Origin of the sequence: Streptomyces sp. NPDC006463 (genome assembly GCF_042870715.1) — a bacterium.
Lineage (GTDB): Bacteria > Actinomycetota > Actinomycetes > Streptomycetales > Streptomycetaceae > Streptomyces.
This window is the reverse complement of record NZ_JBIAHP010000007.1, coordinates 139,231-158,185: the sequence shown is the minus strand read 5'-3', so window position 1 is coordinate 158,185 and position 18,955 is coordinate 139,231. Positions and strand designations below refer to the sequence as shown.

The 18,955-nt window shown below is 71.2% G+C and carries 15 protein-coding genes and 1 tRNA gene; 11 read left to right on the top strand and 5 right to left on the bottom strand.

The features are described 5' to 3' along the window. Positions 1-36 precede the first annotated feature (36 nt). On the top strand, positions 37-210 hold the full coding sequence (locus ACFYOB_RS15020) for a hypothetical protein (RefSeq protein WP_388559855.1): 174 nt from the start codon (positions 37-39) through the stop codon (positions 208-210). An 82-nt stretch (positions 211-292) separates the two neighbouring features. On the opposite strand, the gene ACFYOB_RS15015 is transcribed toward ACFYOB_RS15020, so the two are convergent. After that, positions 293-3,577, bottom strand: coding sequence for a S41 family peptidase (locus tag ACFYOB_RS15015; protein ID WP_388559852.1), 3,285 nt, complete (start codon positions 3,575-3,577; stop codon positions 293-295). Positions 3,578-3,753: 176 nt separating this feature from the next. Here ACFYOB_RS15015 and ACFYOB_RS15010 point away from each other — a divergent pair, with 176 nt between their 5' ends. Together ACFYOB_RS15010 and ACFYOB_RS15005 are read left to right on the top strand one after the other, a co-directional pair. Beyond that, positions 3,754-4,344, top strand: a complete 591-nt coding sequence (locus ACFYOB_RS15010; protein WP_388559849.1) for a TetR/AcrR family transcriptional regulator — start codon at positions 3,754-3,756, stop codon at positions 4,342-4,344. A gap of 135 nt (positions 4,345-4,479) precedes the next feature. Further along, on the top strand, positions 4,480-6,705 hold the full coding sequence (locus tag ACFYOB_RS15005) for an MMPL family transporter (RefSeq protein ID WP_388559846.1): 2,226 nt from the start codon (positions 4,480-4,482) through the stop codon (positions 6,703-6,705). A 71-nt stretch (positions 6,706-6,776) separates the two neighbouring features. On the opposite strand, the gene ACFYOB_RS15000 is transcribed toward ACFYOB_RS15005, so the two are convergent. Then, positions 6,777-7,217 (bottom strand): SsgA family sporulation/cell division regulator, encoded by a 441-nt coding sequence (locus ACFYOB_RS15000; RefSeq protein WP_388559843.1) that lies wholly within the window; start codon positions 7,215-7,217, stop codon positions 6,777-6,779. A gap of 183 nt (positions 7,218-7,400) precedes the next feature. Between ACFYOB_RS15000 and ACFYOB_RS14995 the strand changes: the two genes are divergently transcribed. Genes ACFYOB_RS14995 through ACFYOB_RS14980 form a run of 4 tightly spaced genes read left to right on the top strand, consistent with a single transcriptional unit; the run spans position 7,401 to position 11,217 of the window. After that, complete coding sequence (locus tag ACFYOB_RS14995; protein WP_388559839.1) at positions 7,401-8,477, top strand: energy-coupling factor ABC transporter permease; 1,077 nt, start codon at positions 7,401-7,403, stop codon at positions 8,475-8,477. Position 8,478: 1 nt separating this feature from the next. Then, on the top strand, positions 8,479-9,240 hold the full coding sequence (gene cbiQ / locus ACFYOB_RS14990; RefSeq protein ID WP_388559836.1) for a cobalt ECF transporter T component CbiQ: 762 nt from the start codon (positions 8,479-8,481) through the stop codon (positions 9,238-9,240). After that, positions 9,228-10,031: an energy-coupling factor ABC transporter ATP-binding protein gene (locus tag ACFYOB_RS14985; RefSeq protein WP_388559833.1), complete on the top strand. Its 804-nt coding sequence runs from the start codon at positions 9,228-9,230 to the stop codon at positions 10,029-10,031. The genes cbiQ and ACFYOB_RS14985 overlap by 13 nt, the downstream gene beginning before the upstream one ends. A gap of 22 nt (positions 10,032-10,053) precedes the next feature. Next, positions 10,054-11,217 (top strand): serine hydrolase domain-containing protein, encoded by a 1,164-nt coding sequence (locus tag ACFYOB_RS14980; RefSeq protein WP_388560229.1) that lies wholly within the window; start codon positions 10,054-10,056, stop codon positions 11,215-11,217. 89 nt (positions 11,218-11,306) lie between these two features. Here ACFYOB_RS14980 and ACFYOB_RS14975 read toward each other — a convergent pair whose 3' ends face one another. Next, complete coding sequence (locus ACFYOB_RS14975) at positions 11,307-12,953, bottom strand: penicillin-binding transpeptidase domain-containing protein (protein ID WP_388559830.1); 1,647 nt, start codon at positions 12,951-12,953, stop codon at positions 11,307-11,309. A 416-nt stretch (positions 12,954-13,369) separates the two neighbouring features. On the opposite strand from ACFYOB_RS14975, the gene ACFYOB_RS14970 reads away from it, so the two are divergent. Then, a tRNA-Gly gene (locus ACFYOB_RS14970) sits at positions 13,370-13,488 on the top strand. 176 nt (positions 13,489-13,664) lie between these two features. Here the strand turns inward: ACFYOB_RS14970 and ACFYOB_RS14965 are convergent. Together ACFYOB_RS14965 and ACFYOB_RS14960 are read right to left on the bottom strand one after the other, a co-directional pair. Further along, positions 13,665-14,093: a hypothetical protein gene (locus tag ACFYOB_RS14965; protein WP_388559827.1), complete on the bottom strand. Its 429-nt coding sequence runs from the start codon at positions 14,091-14,093 to the stop codon at positions 13,665-13,667. Between the two features lie 443 nt (positions 14,094-14,536). Then, on the bottom strand, positions 14,537-16,336 hold the full coding sequence (locus ACFYOB_RS14960) for a dolichyl-phosphate-mannose--protein mannosyltransferase (protein WP_388559825.1): 1,800 nt from the start codon (positions 16,334-16,336) through the stop codon (positions 14,537-14,539). Positions 16,337-16,468: 132 nt separating this feature from the next. Here ACFYOB_RS14960 and rsmI point away from each other — a divergent pair, with 132 nt between their 5' ends. From rsmI to ACFYOB_RS14945, 3 genes are all read left to right on the top strand, one after another. Beyond that, complete coding sequence (gene rsmI, locus ACFYOB_RS14955; RefSeq protein ID WP_388560227.1) at positions 16,469-17,323, top strand: 16S rRNA (cytidine(1402)-2'-O)-methyltransferase; 855 nt, start codon at positions 16,469-16,471, stop codon at positions 17,321-17,323. A gap of 161 nt (positions 17,324-17,484) precedes the next feature. Then, entirely contained in the window at positions 17,485-17,970 is a 486-nt protein-coding gene (locus ACFYOB_RS14950) for a hypothetical protein (protein WP_388559823.1), read from the top strand. A gap of 10 nt (positions 17,971-17,980) precedes the next feature. Beyond that, positions 17,981-18,892: a TatD family hydrolase gene (locus ACFYOB_RS14945; RefSeq protein ID WP_388559820.1), complete on the top strand. Its 912-nt coding sequence runs from the start codon at positions 17,981-17,983 to the stop codon at positions 18,890-18,892. The last annotated feature ends 63 nt before the right edge of the window (positions 18,893-18,955 follow it).

Below are 18,955 nucleotides of genomic sequence, written 5' to 3'. Positions count from 1 at the left end.
GGCCCCACCACCAACACCCCTCATGGAGTGAAGAGCATGGGTATCAAGGACCAGTTCCAGGACAAGGCGAAGCAGCTCGCGGAGCAGGCCAAGGCCAGGGCGGCAGGCACCAAGGACCAGGCCTCCGAACGCTCCCCGCAGCGCCGGCAGGACGTGAAGGACCAGTCGAGCAAGGCCCGGGACGTCTACGGCGACCGCTTCGAAGACTGATCCGGCGTACCTCAGGTACTTCGCGTACCGAGTGAAGGGGCGCGGCCCGTGCGGTTCCACGGGTCGCGCCCCTTCCGCGCGCCTACGGCCTGGGCGGCAGCTTCGGGCGGCGCAGGTCCGGCACGTCCGTGTAGCCGGGCGGCACCGCGGCCGGGTCCTGCTCCAGCAGTTCCAACGCCAGGTTCACGGCGTCGTCCAGCCCCGCGTGCCGCCCCTCCGCCCAGTCGAGCGGGGTGCGCAGGACCTCGAAGTCCGGTTCCACGCCGTTGTTCTCCACCGACCACCCGTACTCCGGGAACCACGCGGCATTCATCGGCACGGTGATCACCGTGCCGTCGCCCAGGGTGTGCCGGCCGGTCATGCCGACCACCCCGCCCCAGGTGCGCTGGCCCACCACCGGGCCCAGCCCCAGCAGTTTGAAGGCCGCGGTGATCATGTCCCCGTCCGAGGAGGTCGCCTCGTCGGCGAGCGCCACGATCGGACCGCGGGGCGCGTTGGAGGCGTAACTGACCGGCTGGGCGTTTCGCGTCAGGTCCCAGCCGAGGATCGAGCGGGTCAGCTTCTCCACCACCAGCTCGCTGATGTGGCCGCCCGCGTTGCCGCGTACGTCCACGATCAGCGCGGGCCTGGACATCTCCATCCGCAGGTCGCGGTTGAACTGCGCCCAGCCCGAGCCGCCCATGTCGGGGATGTGCAGGTAGCCGCACCGGCCGCCGCTGAGCTCCCGGACCACGGCCCGCCGCTTGGACACCCAGTCCTGGTAGCGCAGCGGCCGCTCGTCGATCAGCGGCACGATCGCGACCCTGCGGGGCCCGCCCTCGCCCTCGGAGGGCCGGAAGGTGAGCTCCACGGTCGTTCCGCCCGCCGCGGACAGCAGCGGGTACGGGCCGGTCACCGGATCCACCGGCCGTCCGTCGACATGGGTGAGCACCGCGCCGTCCCGGATGCCGGTGCCGGCCAGCGGGGAGCGGGCCTTGGAGTCGGAGGACTCGCCGGGCAGGATCCGGCTGACCACCCATGCCCCGTCCCGGGGCACGAGGTTGGCGCCGAGCAGCCCGATCGCCCGCTGGTAGTGCGGGGGGCCTTCGTTGCGGCGGGCGGGGGAGACGTAGGCGTGTGAGGTGCCCAGTTCGCCGAGGACCTCGCGCAGCAGGTCGGCGAACTCGTCGGGGGACGCGACCCGTTCGACGAGGGGGCGGTACTGGCTCAGCACCCCGTCCCAGTCGATGCCGCACATCTTCGGCTCCCAGAAGTAGGCGCGGATGATCCGCCCGGCCTCCTCGTAGGCCTGGCGCCACTCGGCCGCCGGGTCCACCTCGTGCAGGATGCGCCGCAGGTCCAGGTAGACGGTCGAGTCGCTGTCGCCAGACTCGGTGGCCGGGACGGCCCGCAGGTCGCCGTCGTCGTTGATCACGAGCCGGGTGCCGTCGCCGCTGAGGGCGAACCAGTCCAGTCCGGAGGCCAGTTCCGTCTTGCGGGCCTTGGTGAGGTCGAAGTGCTCCAGCGTGGGCTTGCCGCTGATGTCGGCGGGGTTGGCGAAGGTCTCGCCGAGCGCGCCCGAGATCGGCCAGCGCAGCCACACCAGACCGCCGCCGTGCACCGGGTACAGGGCCGAGTACTTGGACGCCGCCACCGGGAAGGGCGTGACGCGGCTTTCCAGCCCCTCCACCTCGACCATCACCGCGCCTTCGCCGGTGTCGCCCGAGTCCCCTTCCACCGGGTCGAGTCCGCCCGCCGCGGGCCGCCCCTCGGCGGACAGCGCGAAGGGGGAAGGGGTCGCCGAGGACAGCGGCACCAGGTACGGGCGGCAGCCCAGCGGGAAGGACAGGTCGCCGGTGTGCACGTCGTACACCGGGTCGAAACCGCGCCATGACAGGAAGGCGAGGTAGCGCCCGTCCCGGGTGAAGACCGGACTCTCGTCCTCGAAGCGGCCGTTGGTGACGTCGATGACCGTGCGTCCGCCGGGGCCGGAGATCCGGGCCATCTTGATCTGCCGCAGCGACCGTCCGATACCCGGATGGGACCAGGTCAGCCAGCATCCGTCGGGGGAGAACGCCAGGTCGGTGACGGGCCCGTTGATGGACCGGATCAACTCGGTGACCTCGCCGTCGGACTCCTCGGTGGCGTCGAGCAGCAGCAGCCGCCCGTCGTTGGAGGCGACGGCGAGCCGCTCGCCGTCCGGGTCCGACAGCAGCTCCAGTACGCGCCCCAGCTCGCCGGAGGCCAGCCGGCGCGGCTCGCGCTCCCCGGAGGCCCGCGGCAGGTAGGCGATCTCGATCGCGTCCTCGCCCTCGGCGTCGGTGACGTAGGCGACCTGCCCGCCGCTGCCGAGCATCTCGGGCAGCCGCACCCGTACGCCCGGGGTGTCGGCGATGGTCCGGGCGGGGCCGTCGCGGTGGGTCAGCCAGTACAGGCTGCCGCGCACCACGACCGCGCTGGCCCGTCCGGTGGTGTCCACGGACAGTGAGTCGACGTGGCTGCCGGCCGGCACCTGGTACGTACGCCGGCCCGCGCGCGGGCCGCCGAGCCGGATCTCCAGCTTGCGCGCGGCGGCGTCGGGGGCCAGCGAGTCCACCAGCCAGATGTCGCCCGCGCACTGGTAGACGATCCGGGAGCCGTCGCTGGAGGCGTGCCGGGCGTAGAACTCCTCGTGGTCGGTGTGCCGGCGCAGGTCGGTGCCGTCGGGCAGGCAGGAGTACAGGTTGCCGATGCCCTCGTGGTCGGAGAGGAAGGCGATCCGGCCGCCGACGAACATCGGGGAGTCGAGGTGGCCCTCGACGTCCTCCAGGATCTGCCGGCCGTGCAGCCACAGCCGGCCGGTGGCGCCGCCGCGGTAGCGCTTCCAGGCGGCGGGTTCGTGCGGCGGCTTGCCGGTCAGCAGCAGGGTGCGCCGCTCGCCCGACCCGTCGTCGTGGACCTGGATGTCGGAGACCGGGCCCCAGGGCAGCCGCCCGCCGGGGCTGCCGTCGGTGGGCAGGCTGTAGGCCCAGGCGAAGTAGGAGAAGGGCTGCCCGTGCGAGGAGACGGCCAGGATGTCGCTGCGGCCGTCCTCGTCGGGTGGCGTCCAGCCGCAGACGCGGGTGTCGGTGGCGCCCCAGTAGCTCAGCTGGCGGGCCGGGCCGCCGTCGACCGGGGCCAGGTGGATCTCGGGGTCGAGGCTCCGCCAGGTGGTGTAGGCGATGTGCCTGCCGTCCGGGGAGAAGCGCGGATGGCTGACCCGGGTCCGGTCGACGGTGATCCGCCAGGACCGGCCGACCGGATCTCCAGGGGGAACCAAGGGCGCCACCCAAAGATCGTCCTCGGTGGCGAAGCACAGCAGGTCGTCGTGGAGGTGCGGGAAGCGGAGGTACGCGACGTCGTGACTCACCCCCCAATGCTTTCCGCGTCAGGGGGGCCTGGCAACTCGTACACGTGATCCATGCCACTGCCCGAAGCGAAACGGAACGGTTTCGTTTCGCTAGGAGCGGGGGTATCGTCGTATGCGTACGGAACACTTTCGTTTCGATAAGGGACGTGTTCGGACGTTCGGACGGAGGCACGGAGATGACCGAGGCGATGGCGGCCCGGCGCAGCCGGATCACCCCCGAACGGGAAGCCGAACTCCACGGGGCGGTGCTCGACCTGCTCCGCGAAGTGGGCTACGAGGCGCTGACCATGGACGCGGTCGCCGCCCGCACCAAGTCCAGCAAGGCCACCCTCTACCGCCAGTGGGGGAGCAAGCCGGAGCTGGTCGCCAAGGCCCTGCGATGTACCCAGCCCGTCTCGCTGCGGGAGATCGACACGGGCAGCCTGCGCACGGACTTCGCGCGCATGGTGGAGCACTCGGACGACGCGCAGATGGCCAAGGACACCGCGCTCATGCGGGGTCTGGCCCATGCGGTCCACGAGAGCCCGGAGCTCCACAAGGCACTGCGGGACCTGCTCGTCGACCCGGAGATCAACGGCCTGCAGACGATGCTCCAGCGCGCTGTGGACCGGGGCGAGATCCGCCCGGACTGCCCTGCACTGGACTTCGTACCGCACATGCTCATCGGGGCGTTCATCGCGCTCCCGCTGATCGAGGACCGGTCGGTCGACCGGGCCTTCCTCAGTGACTTCATCGACGCCGTGGTCTTCCCCGCCCTCGGCGTCTGACCTCCTTCTTCTCCGTCCCGTCCCCGCTGCTTTCCCGCTGTTCCTGACACGCCGCTCTCGTCGTCGGGCCGGCTCCTCATGCCCAGATCCGGTTCTCCGGATCCATCCCACGACCCGAACGGGAGAACCACCGACGTGGCCACCTTCCTTTACCGACTCGGCCGGGGCGCCTTCAGGCGCCGCCGTTTCGTCGCCCTCGTCTGGGTGGCGCTGCTGTTCGCCGCCGGCTTCGGCGCGGCCTCGGCGTCCGCCCCCACCTCAGGCTCCTTCTCGATACCCGGCACGGAGGCCCAGAAGGCCTTCGACGTGCTCGACAAGAAGTTCCCGGGGATGGCCGCCGACGGCGCCACCGCCCGGATCGTCATCAAGGCCCCGGCGGGCGCCAAGGTCACCGACCCGGGCACCAAGACCGAGGTCGAGAAGATCGTCGAGGGTCTGAAGTCCGGTCCGGGCAAGGACCAGATCTCCTCGGTCGCCGACCCGTACCAGAGCCAGGCCGTGAGCCAGGACGGCTCCACCGCCTACATCAGCGCCAAGTACAAGGTCAGCGGCATGGAGCTGACCGACGCCACCCGCGACGCGCTCAAGGAGTCCGGCAAGGACGCCCAGGCGCACGGGCTCACCGTCGAGATCGGCGGCGACGCGCTCATGGCGGCCCCCGAGACCGGCTCCGGCGAGGTCATCGGCATCCTGATCGCCGCGATCGTCCTCGTCATCACCTTCGGCTCGCTGATCGCCGCCGGGCTGCCGCTGCTGACCGCGCTGATCGGCGTGGGCATCGGCGTCTCCTCCATCACCGCGCTGGCCAACGTGCTGGACCTCGGTTCCACCACCTCCACCCTCGCGATGATGATCGGCCTCGCGGTCGGCATCGACTACGCCCTGTTCATCGTCTCCCGCTACCGCGCGGAGCTCGCCGAGGGCCGCGAGCGCGACGAGGCCGCCGGGCGGGCCGCCGGAACTGCCGGTTCCGCCGTCGTCTTCGCCGGTCTGACCGTGGTCATCGCCCTCGTGGGCCTGGCCGTCGTCAACATCCCGATGCTGACCAAGATGGGCTTCGCGGCCGCCGGAACCGTGGTCATCGCGGTGCTGGTCGCCCTCACGCTGGTCCCGGCCATCCTGGGCTTCGCGGGCAAGAAGGTCCTGCCGGCCGGCGAGAAGAGCAAGCTGTTCGGCAAGGGGAAGCAGGCCTCCGGCTCGGCGGCCGCCGCCGGGAAGAAGGCCAACGGCGGCACCCGCTGGGCGCGCTTCGTCCTGCGCCGCCCGGTCATGGTCCTGCTGGTCGGCGTGATCGGCCTCGGCGTCATCGCCATCCCGGCGAGCAAGCTGGAGATGGGCCTGCCGGACGACGGCGCCCAGCCGGTCTCCACCACCCAGCGCCAGGCGTACGACCTGCTGTCCGACGGCTTCGGTCCGGGCTTCAACGGCCCGCTGATGATCGTCGTGGACGGGGACAAGGCCCTGGCCGACTCCACCGTCGAGCGGATCAAGGGCCTGGAGGGCGTGGCCGCGGTCATGCCCCCGATGCCCAACCAGGCCGGTGACGCCTCGATGATCACCGTCATCCCGAAGGACCGTCCCTCCTCCACCCAGACGGAGGACCTGGTCCACACGATCCGCGACGGCAGCGGGGACGACGTCATGGTCACCGGCGCCACCGCGATGAACATCGACTTCTCGCAGAAGATGAACGACGCGCTGCTGCCCTACCTCGCGCTCGTCGTCGGCCTCGCCTTCCTGCTGCTGATGCTGGTGTTCCGCTCGGTCCTGGTCCCGCTCAAGGCGGCCCTCGGCTTCCTGCTCTCGGTCGTCGCCGCCCTCGGCGCGGTCGTCGCGGTCTTCCAGTGGGGCTGGCTGGGCTCGCTCTTCGGTGTGGAGCAGACCGGCCCGATCATGTCGATGATGCCGATCTTCATGGTGGGTGTGGTCTTCGGCCTGGCCATGGACTACGAGGTCTTCCTCGTCACCCGGATGCGCGAGGCGTACGTACACGGCGAGCGCCCGGGCCAGGCCGTCGTGACCGGCTTCCAGTACAGCGCGCGGGTGGTCGTGGCCGCCGCCATCATCATGATCGCCGTGTTCGCGGGCTTCATCGGAGCCAGTGAGCAGATGGTCAAGATGATCGGCTTCGGTCTGGCCGTCGCCGTCTTCTTCGACGCCTTCGTGGTCCGGATGGCCATCGTCCCGGCGGTGCTCGCACTGCTCGGGCACAAGGCCTGGTGGCTGCCGCGCTGGCTGGACCGGCTGCTGCCGAACGTGGACGTGGAGGGCGAGAGCCTGCGCAAGCACCTCTCCGACAGCTCCGACCGCTCCGACGGCTCCGACGGCCACGGCAAGGACCGCGAGCTGGTCAACGCCTGACGTCGAGATTCGTACGTACGACAGCCCGGCCCCGCACCTGAACCTCAGGTGCGGGGCCGGGCCCGTTGCGCCTAACGGGTGACGGTGGGGGCAACTCCCGGCCGGAGCCTGGGCGAGTACGTACGGCGCAGGAAGCGGCGCAGCGCGGCGATGTCGAACTGGACCACGGCCACGCCTTCGGGGGAGTGGAACTCGACGACGGCCTGGACGCGGCCGCAGGGCCAGACGCGTACGTCGCCGGTCCCGCTCGGGGCCTGCAGGCCCGCCTCCAGGAGGGCGCGGGGGAAGACCCACTCGTTGTCGGTGCCCTCGGGGGACAGGTCCGCGGGGAAGACGATCCGTACGGCCAGCGGTTCCGCGGGGACGAAGCGCAGGACGACGGGGATCGCCCGGTAGAGCGGATCGTCGGTGATCACGCGGGCTCTGACGCGCTCCTCGACGAGAGGGACGGTCGCCGTGGCTGTCGCAGTGGCTGCCGCGGTGGCTGATGGATTCTCGGCGGTGGATGACATCGACAAGACTCCTCGCGTCGGAGCTTCGAACAAAAGTGCCGTATGTGCTCTTTTGTCCCGTCCAGCCTCGCACATTCCGACGGAAGTGCGAGGGCGTATTTGTGCCGGAGACGCTGTTGCCAACCATTTGCAAGAGGGCACTATTCTTGGACGGCTGAAAACTGTGAGAAGCGGAGCCACTCCATGCATGTGCCCGACGGATTCATCAACGCACCCGTGTCGGTGGCCGCCGGAGTGGTGGCCGCCGCCGCTGTGGCCGTCAGCCTCCGCGGCGCCCGGCGGGAACTTGGGGGTCCCTCCCAGGCCGGAGGCTCCGGGGGAGAGCGCACGGCGCCGCTCGCCGGTCTCGTCGCCGCCTTCATCTTCGCCGTGCAGATGCTGAACTTCCCGGTCGCCGCCGGCACCAGCGGGCACCTGCTGGGCGGAGCGCTCGCCGCGATACTCGTCGGCCCTTACACGGGTGTGCTGTGCGTGTCCGTCGTCCTGCTCATGCAGGGCATCCTCTTCGCCGACGGCGGGCTGACCGCCATCGGCGTGAACGTCACCGTCATGGGCGTCGTCACCGTCGTCGTCTCCTACGCGGTCTTCCGCGGGCTGCTGGGGGTGCTGCCCCGTACCCGCCGCTCCGTGACCGTCGCCGCCTTCGCCGGAGCCCTGCTCTCGGTGCCCGGCGCGGCCGCCGCCTTCACCGCGATCTACGCGGTCGGCGGCACCACCGACGTGGCCATCGGCAAGGTGTTCACCGCCATGGTCGGCGTGCACGTGCTCATCGGCGTCGGCGAGGCCGTCATCACCGCCGCGACCGTCGGCGCCGTGATCGCCGTACGGCCCGACCTGGTGCACGGGGCGCGCGGACTGACCACGCCGCTGAAGCTGCGCGTGGGCGGTGAACTCGTCGACGCGCCGGCCGCCGCCCCCGCCCCCGTCGCGGCCCGCTCCACCACGAAGGTGTGGGCCACCGGCCTGGTCACCGCCCTCGTCCTCGCCGGGTTCGTCTCCTTCTACGCCTCGGCCAGCCCCGACGGCCTGGAGAAGGTCGCCGCCGACAAGGGCATCGACGCCAAGGTCGAGGAGCACGCCGCCAAGGACTCCCCGCTCGCCGACTACGCCGTCAAGGACGTCGCCGACGCCCGCCTGTCCGGCGGCCTCGCGGGCGCCCTCGGCGTCGGGGCGACCGTCGCCGCCGGCACCGGGGTCTTCTGGGTCGTGCGCCGCCGTCGTACCGCCGAGCCGGCCGCGGCCGGGGCATCGGCGGTCTGAGATGGGTGCGGGCCACGCCCACCGGCTCTACCGGCACGGGCACTCACCGGTGCACGCGCTGCCGCCGCACTGCAAGCTCGCCGCGACCTTCGCCTTCGTGGTCGTCGTCGTCTCCACACCGCGCGAGGCGGTGTGGGCCTTCGGGCTGTACGCCGTCCTGCTCGCCGGGGTCGCGGCCGCGGCCCGGGTACCGGCCGGCTTCCTGCTGCGGCGGCTGCTGATCGAGATCCCGTTCGTGGCGTTCGCGGTGCTCATGCCGTTCGTGGCCGAGGGCGAGCGGGTGGACGTACTGGGCCTGTCGCTCAGCGTCTCCGGACTGTGGGGCGCTTGGAACGTCCTGGCCAAGGGCACGCTCGGGGTTGCCGCGTCCGTACTGCTCGCCTCGACGACGGAGCTGCGGGCGCTGCTGCTGGGCATGCAGCGGTTGAAGCTGCCGCCACTGCTGGTGCAGATCGCCTCGTTCATGATCCGGTACGGCGACGTGGTCACCGGCGAGCTGCGGCGGATGTCCATCGCCCGGCGCTCGCGCGGGTTCGAGGCGCGGGGGATCCGGCACTGGGGGGTGCTGGCCAAGACGGCGGGCGCGCTGTTCATCCGCTCCTACGAGCGCGGCGAGCGGGTCTACCTGGCCATGGTGAGCCGCGGCTACGCCGGTTCGATGCCGGTGATCGACGAGGTGGTGGCCACGCGCGCGCAGTGGGCGTACGCGGCCGCGCTCCCGGTGACGGCCCTCGCCGTCTGTCTGATGGGATGGACCCTGTGACCGACCCCGTGACCGACCTCGTGACCGACTCCGTGATCAGCACGACTGCGCCCTCGCTGGAAGTGACCGGCCTCGCCTACGCCTACCCCGACGGCCACCAGGCCCTCTTCGGGGTCGACCTGGCCATCGCACAGGGCGAGCGGGTCGCCCTCCTCGGACCGAACGGCGCCGGCAAGACGACCCTGGTGCTGCACCTCAACGGCATCCTCGGCGGCGGCGTCGGCACCGTGACCGTGGCCGGACTGCCGGTGGAGAAGCGCAACCTCGCCGAGATCCGCCGCCGGGTCGGCATCGTCTTCCAGGACCCCGACGACCAGCTGTTCATGCCGACCGTCCGCGAGGACGTGGCCTTCGGCCCGGCCGCGGCCGGCCTGCGCGGCGCCGAACTGGAGGAGCGGGTCCGGGACGCCCTGGAGCAGGTGGGGATGGCCGAGTTCGCCGACCGGCCCCCGCACCACCTGTCCTTCGGGCAGCGCCGCCGGGTCGCGGTGGCGACCGTACTGGCCATGCGGCCCGAGATCCTGGTGCTGGACGAGCCCTCGTCCAACCTGGACCCGGCCTCGCGGCGCGAGCTCGCCGACATCCTGCGCTCGCTGGACGTGACGGTGCTGATGGTGACCCACGACCTGCCGTACGCGCTGGAGCTGTGCCCGCGCTCGGTCATCCTGAGCGGGGGCGCGATCACGGCCGACGGCCGTACCCAGGACCTCCTATGCGACGAGGACCTCATGCGCGCCCACCGCCTTGAGCTGCCCTTCGGCTTCGATCCCCGTTCGGTCTCGGTGGCATAAGCACCGGTCGCCGGTTGTTGGACTGCCCGTGGACATCCAGGGTGTGGTGACGGAGGGCTTCGAGCCCGTCAGGGACGCGTTCGTACGCAACTTCGAGGTGCTCGGGGACCGGGGTGCGGCGGTGGCCGTGTACCGGGACGGGCGCAAGGTCGTCGACCTCTGGGGAGGCACCAAGGACGCCGACGGCACCGAGCCGTGGACTGCAGACACCGTGCAGATCGTCCGCTCCGCGACCAAGGGCGTGGCCGCCGCCGTACCGCTTCTGCTCCACCAGCGCGGACTGCTCGACCTGGACGCGCCCGTGGCCTCGTACTGGCCGGAGTTCAAGGCGGGCGGCAAGGAGAAGACCCTGGTCCGCGACCTGCTCGCGCACCGCGCCGGAGTCCCGGCCCTGGACCGCGGGCTGACCGTGGCGGAGGCCGCGGACGGTGTGTCCGGGGCGCGCGCGGTCGCCGCGCAGCGGGCCTTCTGGGAGCCCGGCACCGCGCACGGCTACCACGCGCAGACCTTCAGCTGGCTGCTGTCCGAGCTGGTGCTGCGGGCGACCGGCCGCACCATCGGCGGCATCCTGGCCGAGGAGATGGCCGAGCCGCTGGGCCTGGACTTCTGGATCGGCCTGCCGGAGGCACAGGCCCACCGGGTGGGGCGGGTGGCCCCGGTCGACCCGCCGGAGAGCGCGGGCCTGCTCAGGACCCGGCCGAGGCGAAACGTTTCCGAGGCCTACGCCGACCCGGACTCCCTCACCCGCCGCGCCTTCGCGGCCATCGACCCCGTGCCGGACGAGAACGACCCCGCCTACCGGGCGGCCGAACTGCCGGCCTCGGCGGGCATCGGCACGGCCCGCGCCCTGGCCCGCTTCTACGGGGCCACCATCGGCGTGGTGGAGGACGGCGCGCGGATCTTCACACCGGCCACCACCGCGCTCGCCGGCAAGGAGTTCTCTGCGGGCCCGGACCGCGTCCTGGTGGTGAACACCCGCTTCGGCCCCGGCTACATGCTGCACGGCCCGGCCTCGCCGCTGCTTTCTCCGGCCTCCTTCGGCCACCCGGGCCGCGGCGGCTCACTGGCCTTCGCGGATCCGGAGGCGGGCATCGGCTTCGGCTACGTCACCAACGCCCACGCCAAGTCGGTCACCGCCGACCCGCGCGCGCAGGCGCTGGTCCGGGCCCTGCGCTCCGTGCTCTGACGGACCGACAGGAGCGACCAGACCGACGGGAGCGACGGGAGCGACGGGGGCGACGGGGCCGGGCGGGAGCGGCGCCCGGCCCCCGCGCCTCAGCCTGCGTTCAGTACGGCGGCCACGATCGGGCCCGCCGCATCCCCGCCGTGGCCGCCGCCCTCGACCATGGCCGCCGCGGCCACGTCGCCGCTGAAGCCGGTGAACCAGCTGTCCGGGCTGCCCGAGCCGCCGACCTCCGCCGATCCGGTCTTCGCGCCCTTGTCCGAGCCGCTGACCGAGGACATCGCCTTCTGGCCGGTTCCGCTCGTCGCCGTCAACCGCATCATCGACACCAGCTGCTGCTGCACCGAGGACTTCATCCGGCGCTGCGCCGTGGCGATCGTACGGCCGTCGAGGTCCGGCGAGACCAGCAGCGGCTGGCGGAACACGCCGGTGCGTGCGGTCGCCGTGATGGACGCGACGTTCAGCGGGTTCATGGTGATCTTGCCCTGGCCGATGTACGCGGCGGCCGCCTCCGCGCCCGTCGCCGCCGGGACCTTGCCGTCCGTGGATTTGACGCCCGTCTTCCAGTCCAGCCCGATGCCGAAGACCTCCGTGGCCTCCTTCGCCAGCGCGCCGTCGTCGTCGACCGCCTTGATCTGCTTGATGAAGGCGGTGTTGCAGGACTTGGCGAAGCTGGTCGCGAAGGTCGCGGTGCCGGGCAGGTCGAAGTTGTCCAGGTTGTGGAAGGAACGGCCGCCCCAGGACACCTCCTTCGGGCACTCCGCCGGCTTGTCGGCCGCCACCTTGCCGCGGTCCATCAGCATCTCGCCCGTCACGATCTTCATCGTCGAGCCGGGCGCCCGGTTGCCGGTGAGCGCCGCGTCGTAGCCGTCCTTGCGGTTGTTGGCGACGGCCAGTATGTGCCCGTTGCTCGGCTTGACGGCGACCACCGACGCCTCGGGGAACCTGGCGACCGCCTTCTCGGCCGCCGCCTGCACCTTCGCGTCCAGGTACGTCTTGATGGTGCTCGGCTCCCCCTCGACCAGGGTCAGCAGCGTCCGCTTGGGCTCGTTCGGGGTGGCCGGCTCGATCCAGACCTCGGCACCCGGTTTGCCGCCCGCCTTGCTGCCGTACGTCTCGCGCAGCTGGTCGAGGACCGGCCGCAGCGAGGGGTACTTCTCCGCGGTCAGCTCCTCGCCGCTCCGGTCGACCGCCTTGACCGGCGGGCTCGCCGGGGCGCCCGCGCGCAGCTTCTCGTCCCGCTGGAGCTGCGGGTGGATCACCGAGGCCTGCCAGTCGACCAGCGGCTTCCCGCTGGTCAGGCCGCGCACCACGGTCAGCTTGGACTCGTAGGCGAGGGGCTTGGTGGTGCCCTCGTACGTGATCTCCGCGGCGACCGTGAAGGGCACGGTGTCGCCCTTCGGCGTGCCGGGGGTGATCACGGCCTTGGAGACGTACGCCTTGCCCTTGAAGTCGGCCACCGCGGTCCGGGCGGCCTGGTCGTTGTTGGTCAGTTCGGCGGCCGCCTGCTCGTTCCCGGCCGCCCACGCGGCCAGGAAGGCCTTGGCGGTCGCGGCGGTCTCCTTCTCGGTGACGGGCCCGCTGCCCTTCGTCGGCTGGGCGGAGGCCTCCGCCTTCCCGCCCCCCTTGCCGTCGCCGCCGCCGGCGTCCCCGACCAGGGCGTACACCCCGTACCCGGCGCCGCCGACCATTGCGAGGAATACCCCGCCGACGATGGCGCCCTTCGCTGCCCCGTTCACTTGCGTCCCCTCCAGAGTCCCCGTTCCCTGAACGTGTTCAAAGAACCTCTGGTGCGGACCTTACGCTCCGCGAGCGGACGGGGCGCCTCTTGTTACCTGACCGGAACATCGATGGCCGAAAAGGATCGTTAAACGGCAGGAGGGCCCTCCCTGCCCGGGAAGGCCCGGGGCAAGCCCGGGACCTGACCGACGGTCAGGCCGCCGACGGCCAGGAGTGACCTGTCGGCGCCGACCGCGGGCAGGCTTCCGGGCCTGTTGGGGGCCGTGGCGGGCGTCTTGAGCCGTCCACCGGTGTTCGTGGCGCAACTTCTGTGACCATGGCAGCGGTTGCCGGTGTCCGAGATAAAGGTTCGTCAGCAGAGAAGGATGTCTCTACCCTGGGTCGGAGCGGGAGTGCGCGCATTCCCGCAGGTTGCGGTGCCGTGGCAGAGCGGTCCAATGCGATCGCCGTGGGCGAGGTCCCTCCCACGGCGACTGACGGAGACGGGGCGGACCTGCCCCCATCTGTCCGCGGGTTCAAATCCCGTCGGCACCGCAGCCGCCCTGGACTTGGTCCAGGGCGTGGAACTGCGCGTCGCGCCAGGTCCACAGAAGTTCCCTGCGGCGGCCGGGACACCCGCTGCGTCCCGACCTTCACGTCAGCGTCGGCGTCAGGCGTCGGGGTTCTTGCCTCCGACCGTCGTCTTGAGGCGGTCGATCTGGTGCTAAGTCCTAGCAGAACTTGTCCACCGCGGCCTTTGCGCCGGCCTCGAATCCCTTGTTGAACTGCTCCGTGTTCGCAACGGTGCCCTGCAATGGCGTCGTCTTGCAGGTGGCCTTGCCCCTCTTGAATCCCATCTGCCAGCCCTCGTCGTACGCGGCCTTGCCTTCGGTCGCCTCCTGCTCCTCGACCGTTCCGCATTTGACCGCGGCCTTGTTGAGCTGCTGTGCGGTGACCGTGCCCGTTGCATCAGGCAACTGCACTGTGAATACACCGGTGGCGTTCGCTTTGATACTGGCGTCCGAGCCGCCGGAGTCGACGATCACGGTCTTGTTCGGTACGAAATTCTTGCCCGAGACCGAGATTGAAGTTCCCACTCCGGTCGGGGCTATCGCACAGGAGGGGCCGACTGATTGTGCCGGTGTCGCGAAGAACGTCACCGACCCGAGTGCCAGTGCCGAAACCGAGAGGGGAGGCAGTACGGCCATTCGCATACGCCTGTTCATTGCTGCACCTTCTTTTTGGGGAGGTCGCGGGCAAATTTACGAGGTGGGAAACAAAAGCACGCAGAGTGGCGTGATGGGTATGTAATACCGGTCTGAGTAGCCCATATCGGCCCCCCGAGAGGCCGTAGGTCGAAGGCCCTCCATATTGCAGGGCGGACCGTGGCTCCAGAAGTCCCGGGACGCCGTTCCATGGTCTCCCCGGATACACGGCATGTCGAATCGGGGGAGCGGCGAGAGGGTTTTCCGGTCTCCGCACGTGCGCAGCGGTTGCGAATCGTTATATGCGCGAACACGTTGAATGGCCCGGCATCCACGACAACCACAACAACCACGAAGGCCCCGGCGCTCACCGAGCGCCGGGGCCTTCGTGGTTGTTGCTAGACCCAGGTGTCCAGCCACATGCGGGCCCGCCAGGAGTCCATCGGGAGGGTCTGGCCCGTGTAGATCGGCCAGAAGTAGATGAAGTTCCACACGATCAGCAGGACCAGCACCCCCGCCCCGATCGCGCCCAGCGTCCGCCGTCTCTCGGTCGAACCCGCCGGGCCGAGCAGCGCGCCGATCATCATCGCCACCGCCAGACACAGGTACGGCACGAAGACCACGGCGTAGAAGAAGAAGATGGTCCGCTCCTGGTAGTTGAACCAGGGCAGCAGGCCCGCGCCCAGCGCGCACGCGATCGCGCCCGCCCGCCAGTCGCGGCGGAAGAACCACCGCCACAGCACGTACAGCAGCGCGAAGCAGCCCGCCCACCACAGCAGTGGTGTGCCCAGGGCCAGCACCTCGCGGGCGCACTTGCCTGCCTCCGTCGCCGGGCAGCCGTCGGTGCCCGGCTCGGGGGACTCGTAGAAGTACGACACGGGCCGGCCCAGGACCAGCCAGCTCCACGGGTTCGACTCGTAGGTGTGCCCCGATGTCAGACCGACGTGGAACTTGTACACCTCGGTCTCGTAGTGCCACAGGCTGCGCACCCACTCCGGCAGGAACGACAGCGCACTGTCCTGGTCGTTCTTGGCGGCCCAGTCGCGCAGATAGCCGCCCTTGCCGTTGTCCGGGCTGAAGATCCAGCCCGACCAGGAGGCCAGGTACGTCACGATCGCCACCGGCACGGTGGACACGAAGGCCGGCAGCGCGTCGCGGCGCAGCATCGCCGCGTACGGGGCGCCCGCGCCCGCCGTGCGCCGCGCGGCCGCGTCCCACAGCACCGTGAGGACGCCGAAGAAGGCCAGCACGACGAAGCCGTTCCACTTCGTGCCCGCGGCCAGGCCCAGGCAGACCCCGGCCAGGATCCGGTACGGTCGCCAGCCCAGCCGCAGCGTCTCGGCGATCTTCGTGTCGGGCCGAGTCCGGCCTCCCCCAGCCCCAGGGGGCTGGGAGGTACCCCCACCGTCCAGCGGGAGCGCGTCCGCGAGTGCGGCGCGGGCCTTGTCCCGGTCGATGAGCAGCGCCCCGAAGGCGGCGAGCACGAAGAACATCAGCACCAGGTCGAGCAGCGCGGTGCGGCTCATCACCAGGTGCAGGCCGTCCACCGCCAGCAGCGCGCCCGCCAGGCAGCCCAGGAACGTCGAGCGGAAGAGGCGCCGCCCGATCCGGCACAGCATCAGCACCGACAGGGTGCCGAGCACGGCGGTCATGAACCGCCAGCCGAAGGGGGTGAAGCCGAACATCCACTCGCCGAGCCCGATGACCCACTTGCCGACGGGCGGGTGCACGACGTAGCCCGGGTCCAGCGGGAGGCTGACCCCGTCGGGGTTGGCGAGGATCGACTTGTCGATGTCCTTGGGCCAGCTCGCCTCGTAGCCCTGCTTGATCGTGGCCCAGGCGTCCTTGGCGTAGTACGTCTCGTCGAATATCACCGCCTTGGGGCTGCCCAGGTGCGCGAACCGCAGCGCCCCGGCGACCAGCGCCACCAGCAGCGGCCCCGCCCACGACAGGATGCGCTGCCACGTGCCCCACACCTGCTGCGGCAGGCCGAAGGTCATCCACAGCTGCGGGGACGGCTGGGCGTACGGGGGCACCAGGCGGGTGCGGACGTCCGCGCGCCGCGACGCGGCGCCGTGCGGCGCGTAGCCGAACGCGCGCAGGCGGCGCAGCCAGGTGGGCGGCTCTTCTTCGCGTCCCGCCGGCGGGGCGGGAGGGGCCCCCGCGGGGCTGGGCGGCGGCGTCGCGGTCTTGGTCACCGGGCCATCGTAGGGAAAGGATCTGTGAGTGCCCCAGTGGCGGGGAGGGTCGGGGTGCGGGGCTGAGAGGATGGACGGGTGACAACTGACCAGCCCCTCGGCTCCGAAACCCCCGCCTCCGCCGCCGGCTCGATGGGCACGCTCGTCCTCGCGGGCACCCCGATCGGCGACCTCGCGGACGCCCCGCCGCGGCTCGCGGCCGAGCTGGAGCGCGCCGACGTGATCGCCGCCGAGGACACCCGGCGGCTGCGCCGGCTGACCCAGGGGCTCGGCGTGCACACCACCGGGCGCGTCCTGTCGTACTTCGAGGGCAACGAGTCGGCGCGCACCCCCGAGCTGGTCGAGGCCCTGGCCGGCGGGGCGCGGGTGCTGCTGGTGACCGACGCGGGGATGCCCTCGGTCTCCGACCCCGGCTACCGGCTGGTCGCCGCCGCCGTGGAGAAGGACATCAAGGTCACCGCCGTCCCCGGGCCGTCCGCGGTGCTCACGGCGCTGGCCATGTCCGGGCTTCCGGTGGACCGGTTCTGTTTCGAGGGGTTCCTGCCGCGCAAGGCGGGCGAGCGCCTCGGCCGGCTGCGCGAGGTGGAGGGCGAGCGGCGCACGCTCGTCTACTTCGAGGCCCCGCACCGGCTCGACGACACCCTGGCCGCGATGGCCGAGGTCTTCGGCGCCGAGCGCCGCGCCGCCGTGTGCCGCGAGCTGACCAAGACCTACGAGGAGGTCAAGCGCGGCGGCCTGGGCGAGCTGGCGGCCTGGGCCGCCGAGGGCGTGCGCGGGGAGATCACCGTCGTCGTCGAGGGCGCCCCGGCGGCCGCACCCGGAGACGTGGACGACGAGGAGCTGGTGCGCCGGGTACGGGTGCGCGAGGAGGCGGGAGAGCGGCGCAAGGAGGCCATCGCAGCGGTCGCCGCCGAGGCAGGGCTACCCAAGCGCGAGGTGTTCGACGCGGTGGTCGCGGCAAAGAATGCGGCACAAAAGATGCCGTAGGTCGGTAAAGAGCTAACCTGAAAAGCAAAGCTCAGACCGCGCACCGGGCGCTTTGGGGCATGAGTCGCCCAAAGACCGTCCAACACTAGACAGGGCCTGATGCGCTCCCGCCCGAAGAGGCGTCCACTGGCAATGGCACCAGTGGAACAAGAGGAGCTGGCATGAGTGAGATCGCTGACACCCCGGTACCTGTTTCCGTACCCATCCAGACGGCCGCCGACGTGCACACCGTGCGCGAGGCGTACTCCTTCGCCTGCATGAGGTGCGGGTACGGCTGGGAGCAGGCGTACGCGATAGAACACCACGTCGACGGCAAGGGCCAGCCGTTCATCATGTACACGGTCAACAGCGAGCGGGTGCCTTCCCCGCTGTCCAACCCGACCTGCCTGAACTGCGGCGGACACGTCGTACGCATCATGCGGGCCGGCCAGGTCTCCACGGTGCTCGGCACGATCGACCAGCTCTACCACCACCAGATCGCACCCGGGATCGCCGGGCCCGTCCCCGCGGGCGCGGACGTCCCCCGTACCCCTAAGCCGCACAAGGCGCCCCGGCACCACGACGCCCCCGGACCCGTCGCCCTCGACGAGGCCGACAAGCGCGGGGGCCTGATCTCCCGTCTGCTGGGGATCTTCCGCCGGTCATAAGATCGGCCGTATGAGCTCTTCCTCTGCTTCGAAGGACGCACCGCCGCCGCTGCCCGAACCCCTCCGGGTGGCGGTCGCGGACTCGCACACCCACCTGGACATGCAGTCCGGCACGGTCGAGGAGGGCCTCGCGAAGGCCGCCTCGGTGGGCGTCACCACGGTCGTCCAGGTGGGCTGCGACGTGAAGGGCTCCCGGTGGGCCGCCGAGACGGCCGCCGCGTACGAGAACGTCCACGCGGCCGTGGCCCTCCACCCGAACGAAGCCCCGCGCATCGTCCACGGCGACCCTGGGGCCACCTCCCAGCCCTCTGGGGCTGGGGGAGGCTGGTCGAGGCAGGGCGCCCGGACCGGCGGAGGCGAGGCGGCCCTGGACGACGCGCTCGCCGAGATCGAGGCCCTCGCCGGTCTCGCCCACGTCAAGGCCGTGGGCGAGACCGGGCTGGACTACTTCCGCACCGGGCCGGAGGGCATGGCGGCCCAGGAGCGTTCCTTCCGCGCCCACATCGAGATCGCCAAGCGGCAGGGCAAGGCGCTGGTCATCCACGACCGCGACGCCCACGCGGACGTGCTGCGCGTGCTGCGCGAGGAGGGCGCGCCGGAGCGCACCGTCTTCCACTGCTACTCCGGTGACGCCGAAATGGCCCGGGAGTGCGCCGCCGCCGGGTACTACATGTCCTTCGCCGGAACGGTCACCTTCAAGAACGCGGCGCCGCTGCGCGAGGCCCTGGCCGTGGCCCCGCTGGAACTGGTCCTCGTCGAGACGGACGCGCCGTACCTGACCCCCGCCCCGTACCGCGGACGGCCCAACGCGCCCTACCTCATTCCGCTGACCGTGCGGGCCATGGCGGCGGTCCGCGGCCTCGACGAGGACGCGATGGCCACCGCGCTGGCCGTCAACACCGCTCGCGCCTTCGCCTACTGAGTCCCTCCGCATCGCCCCCGCCCGCTCCGACACGCTGTGTAGCCACCCGACTTTGGTGAGTGA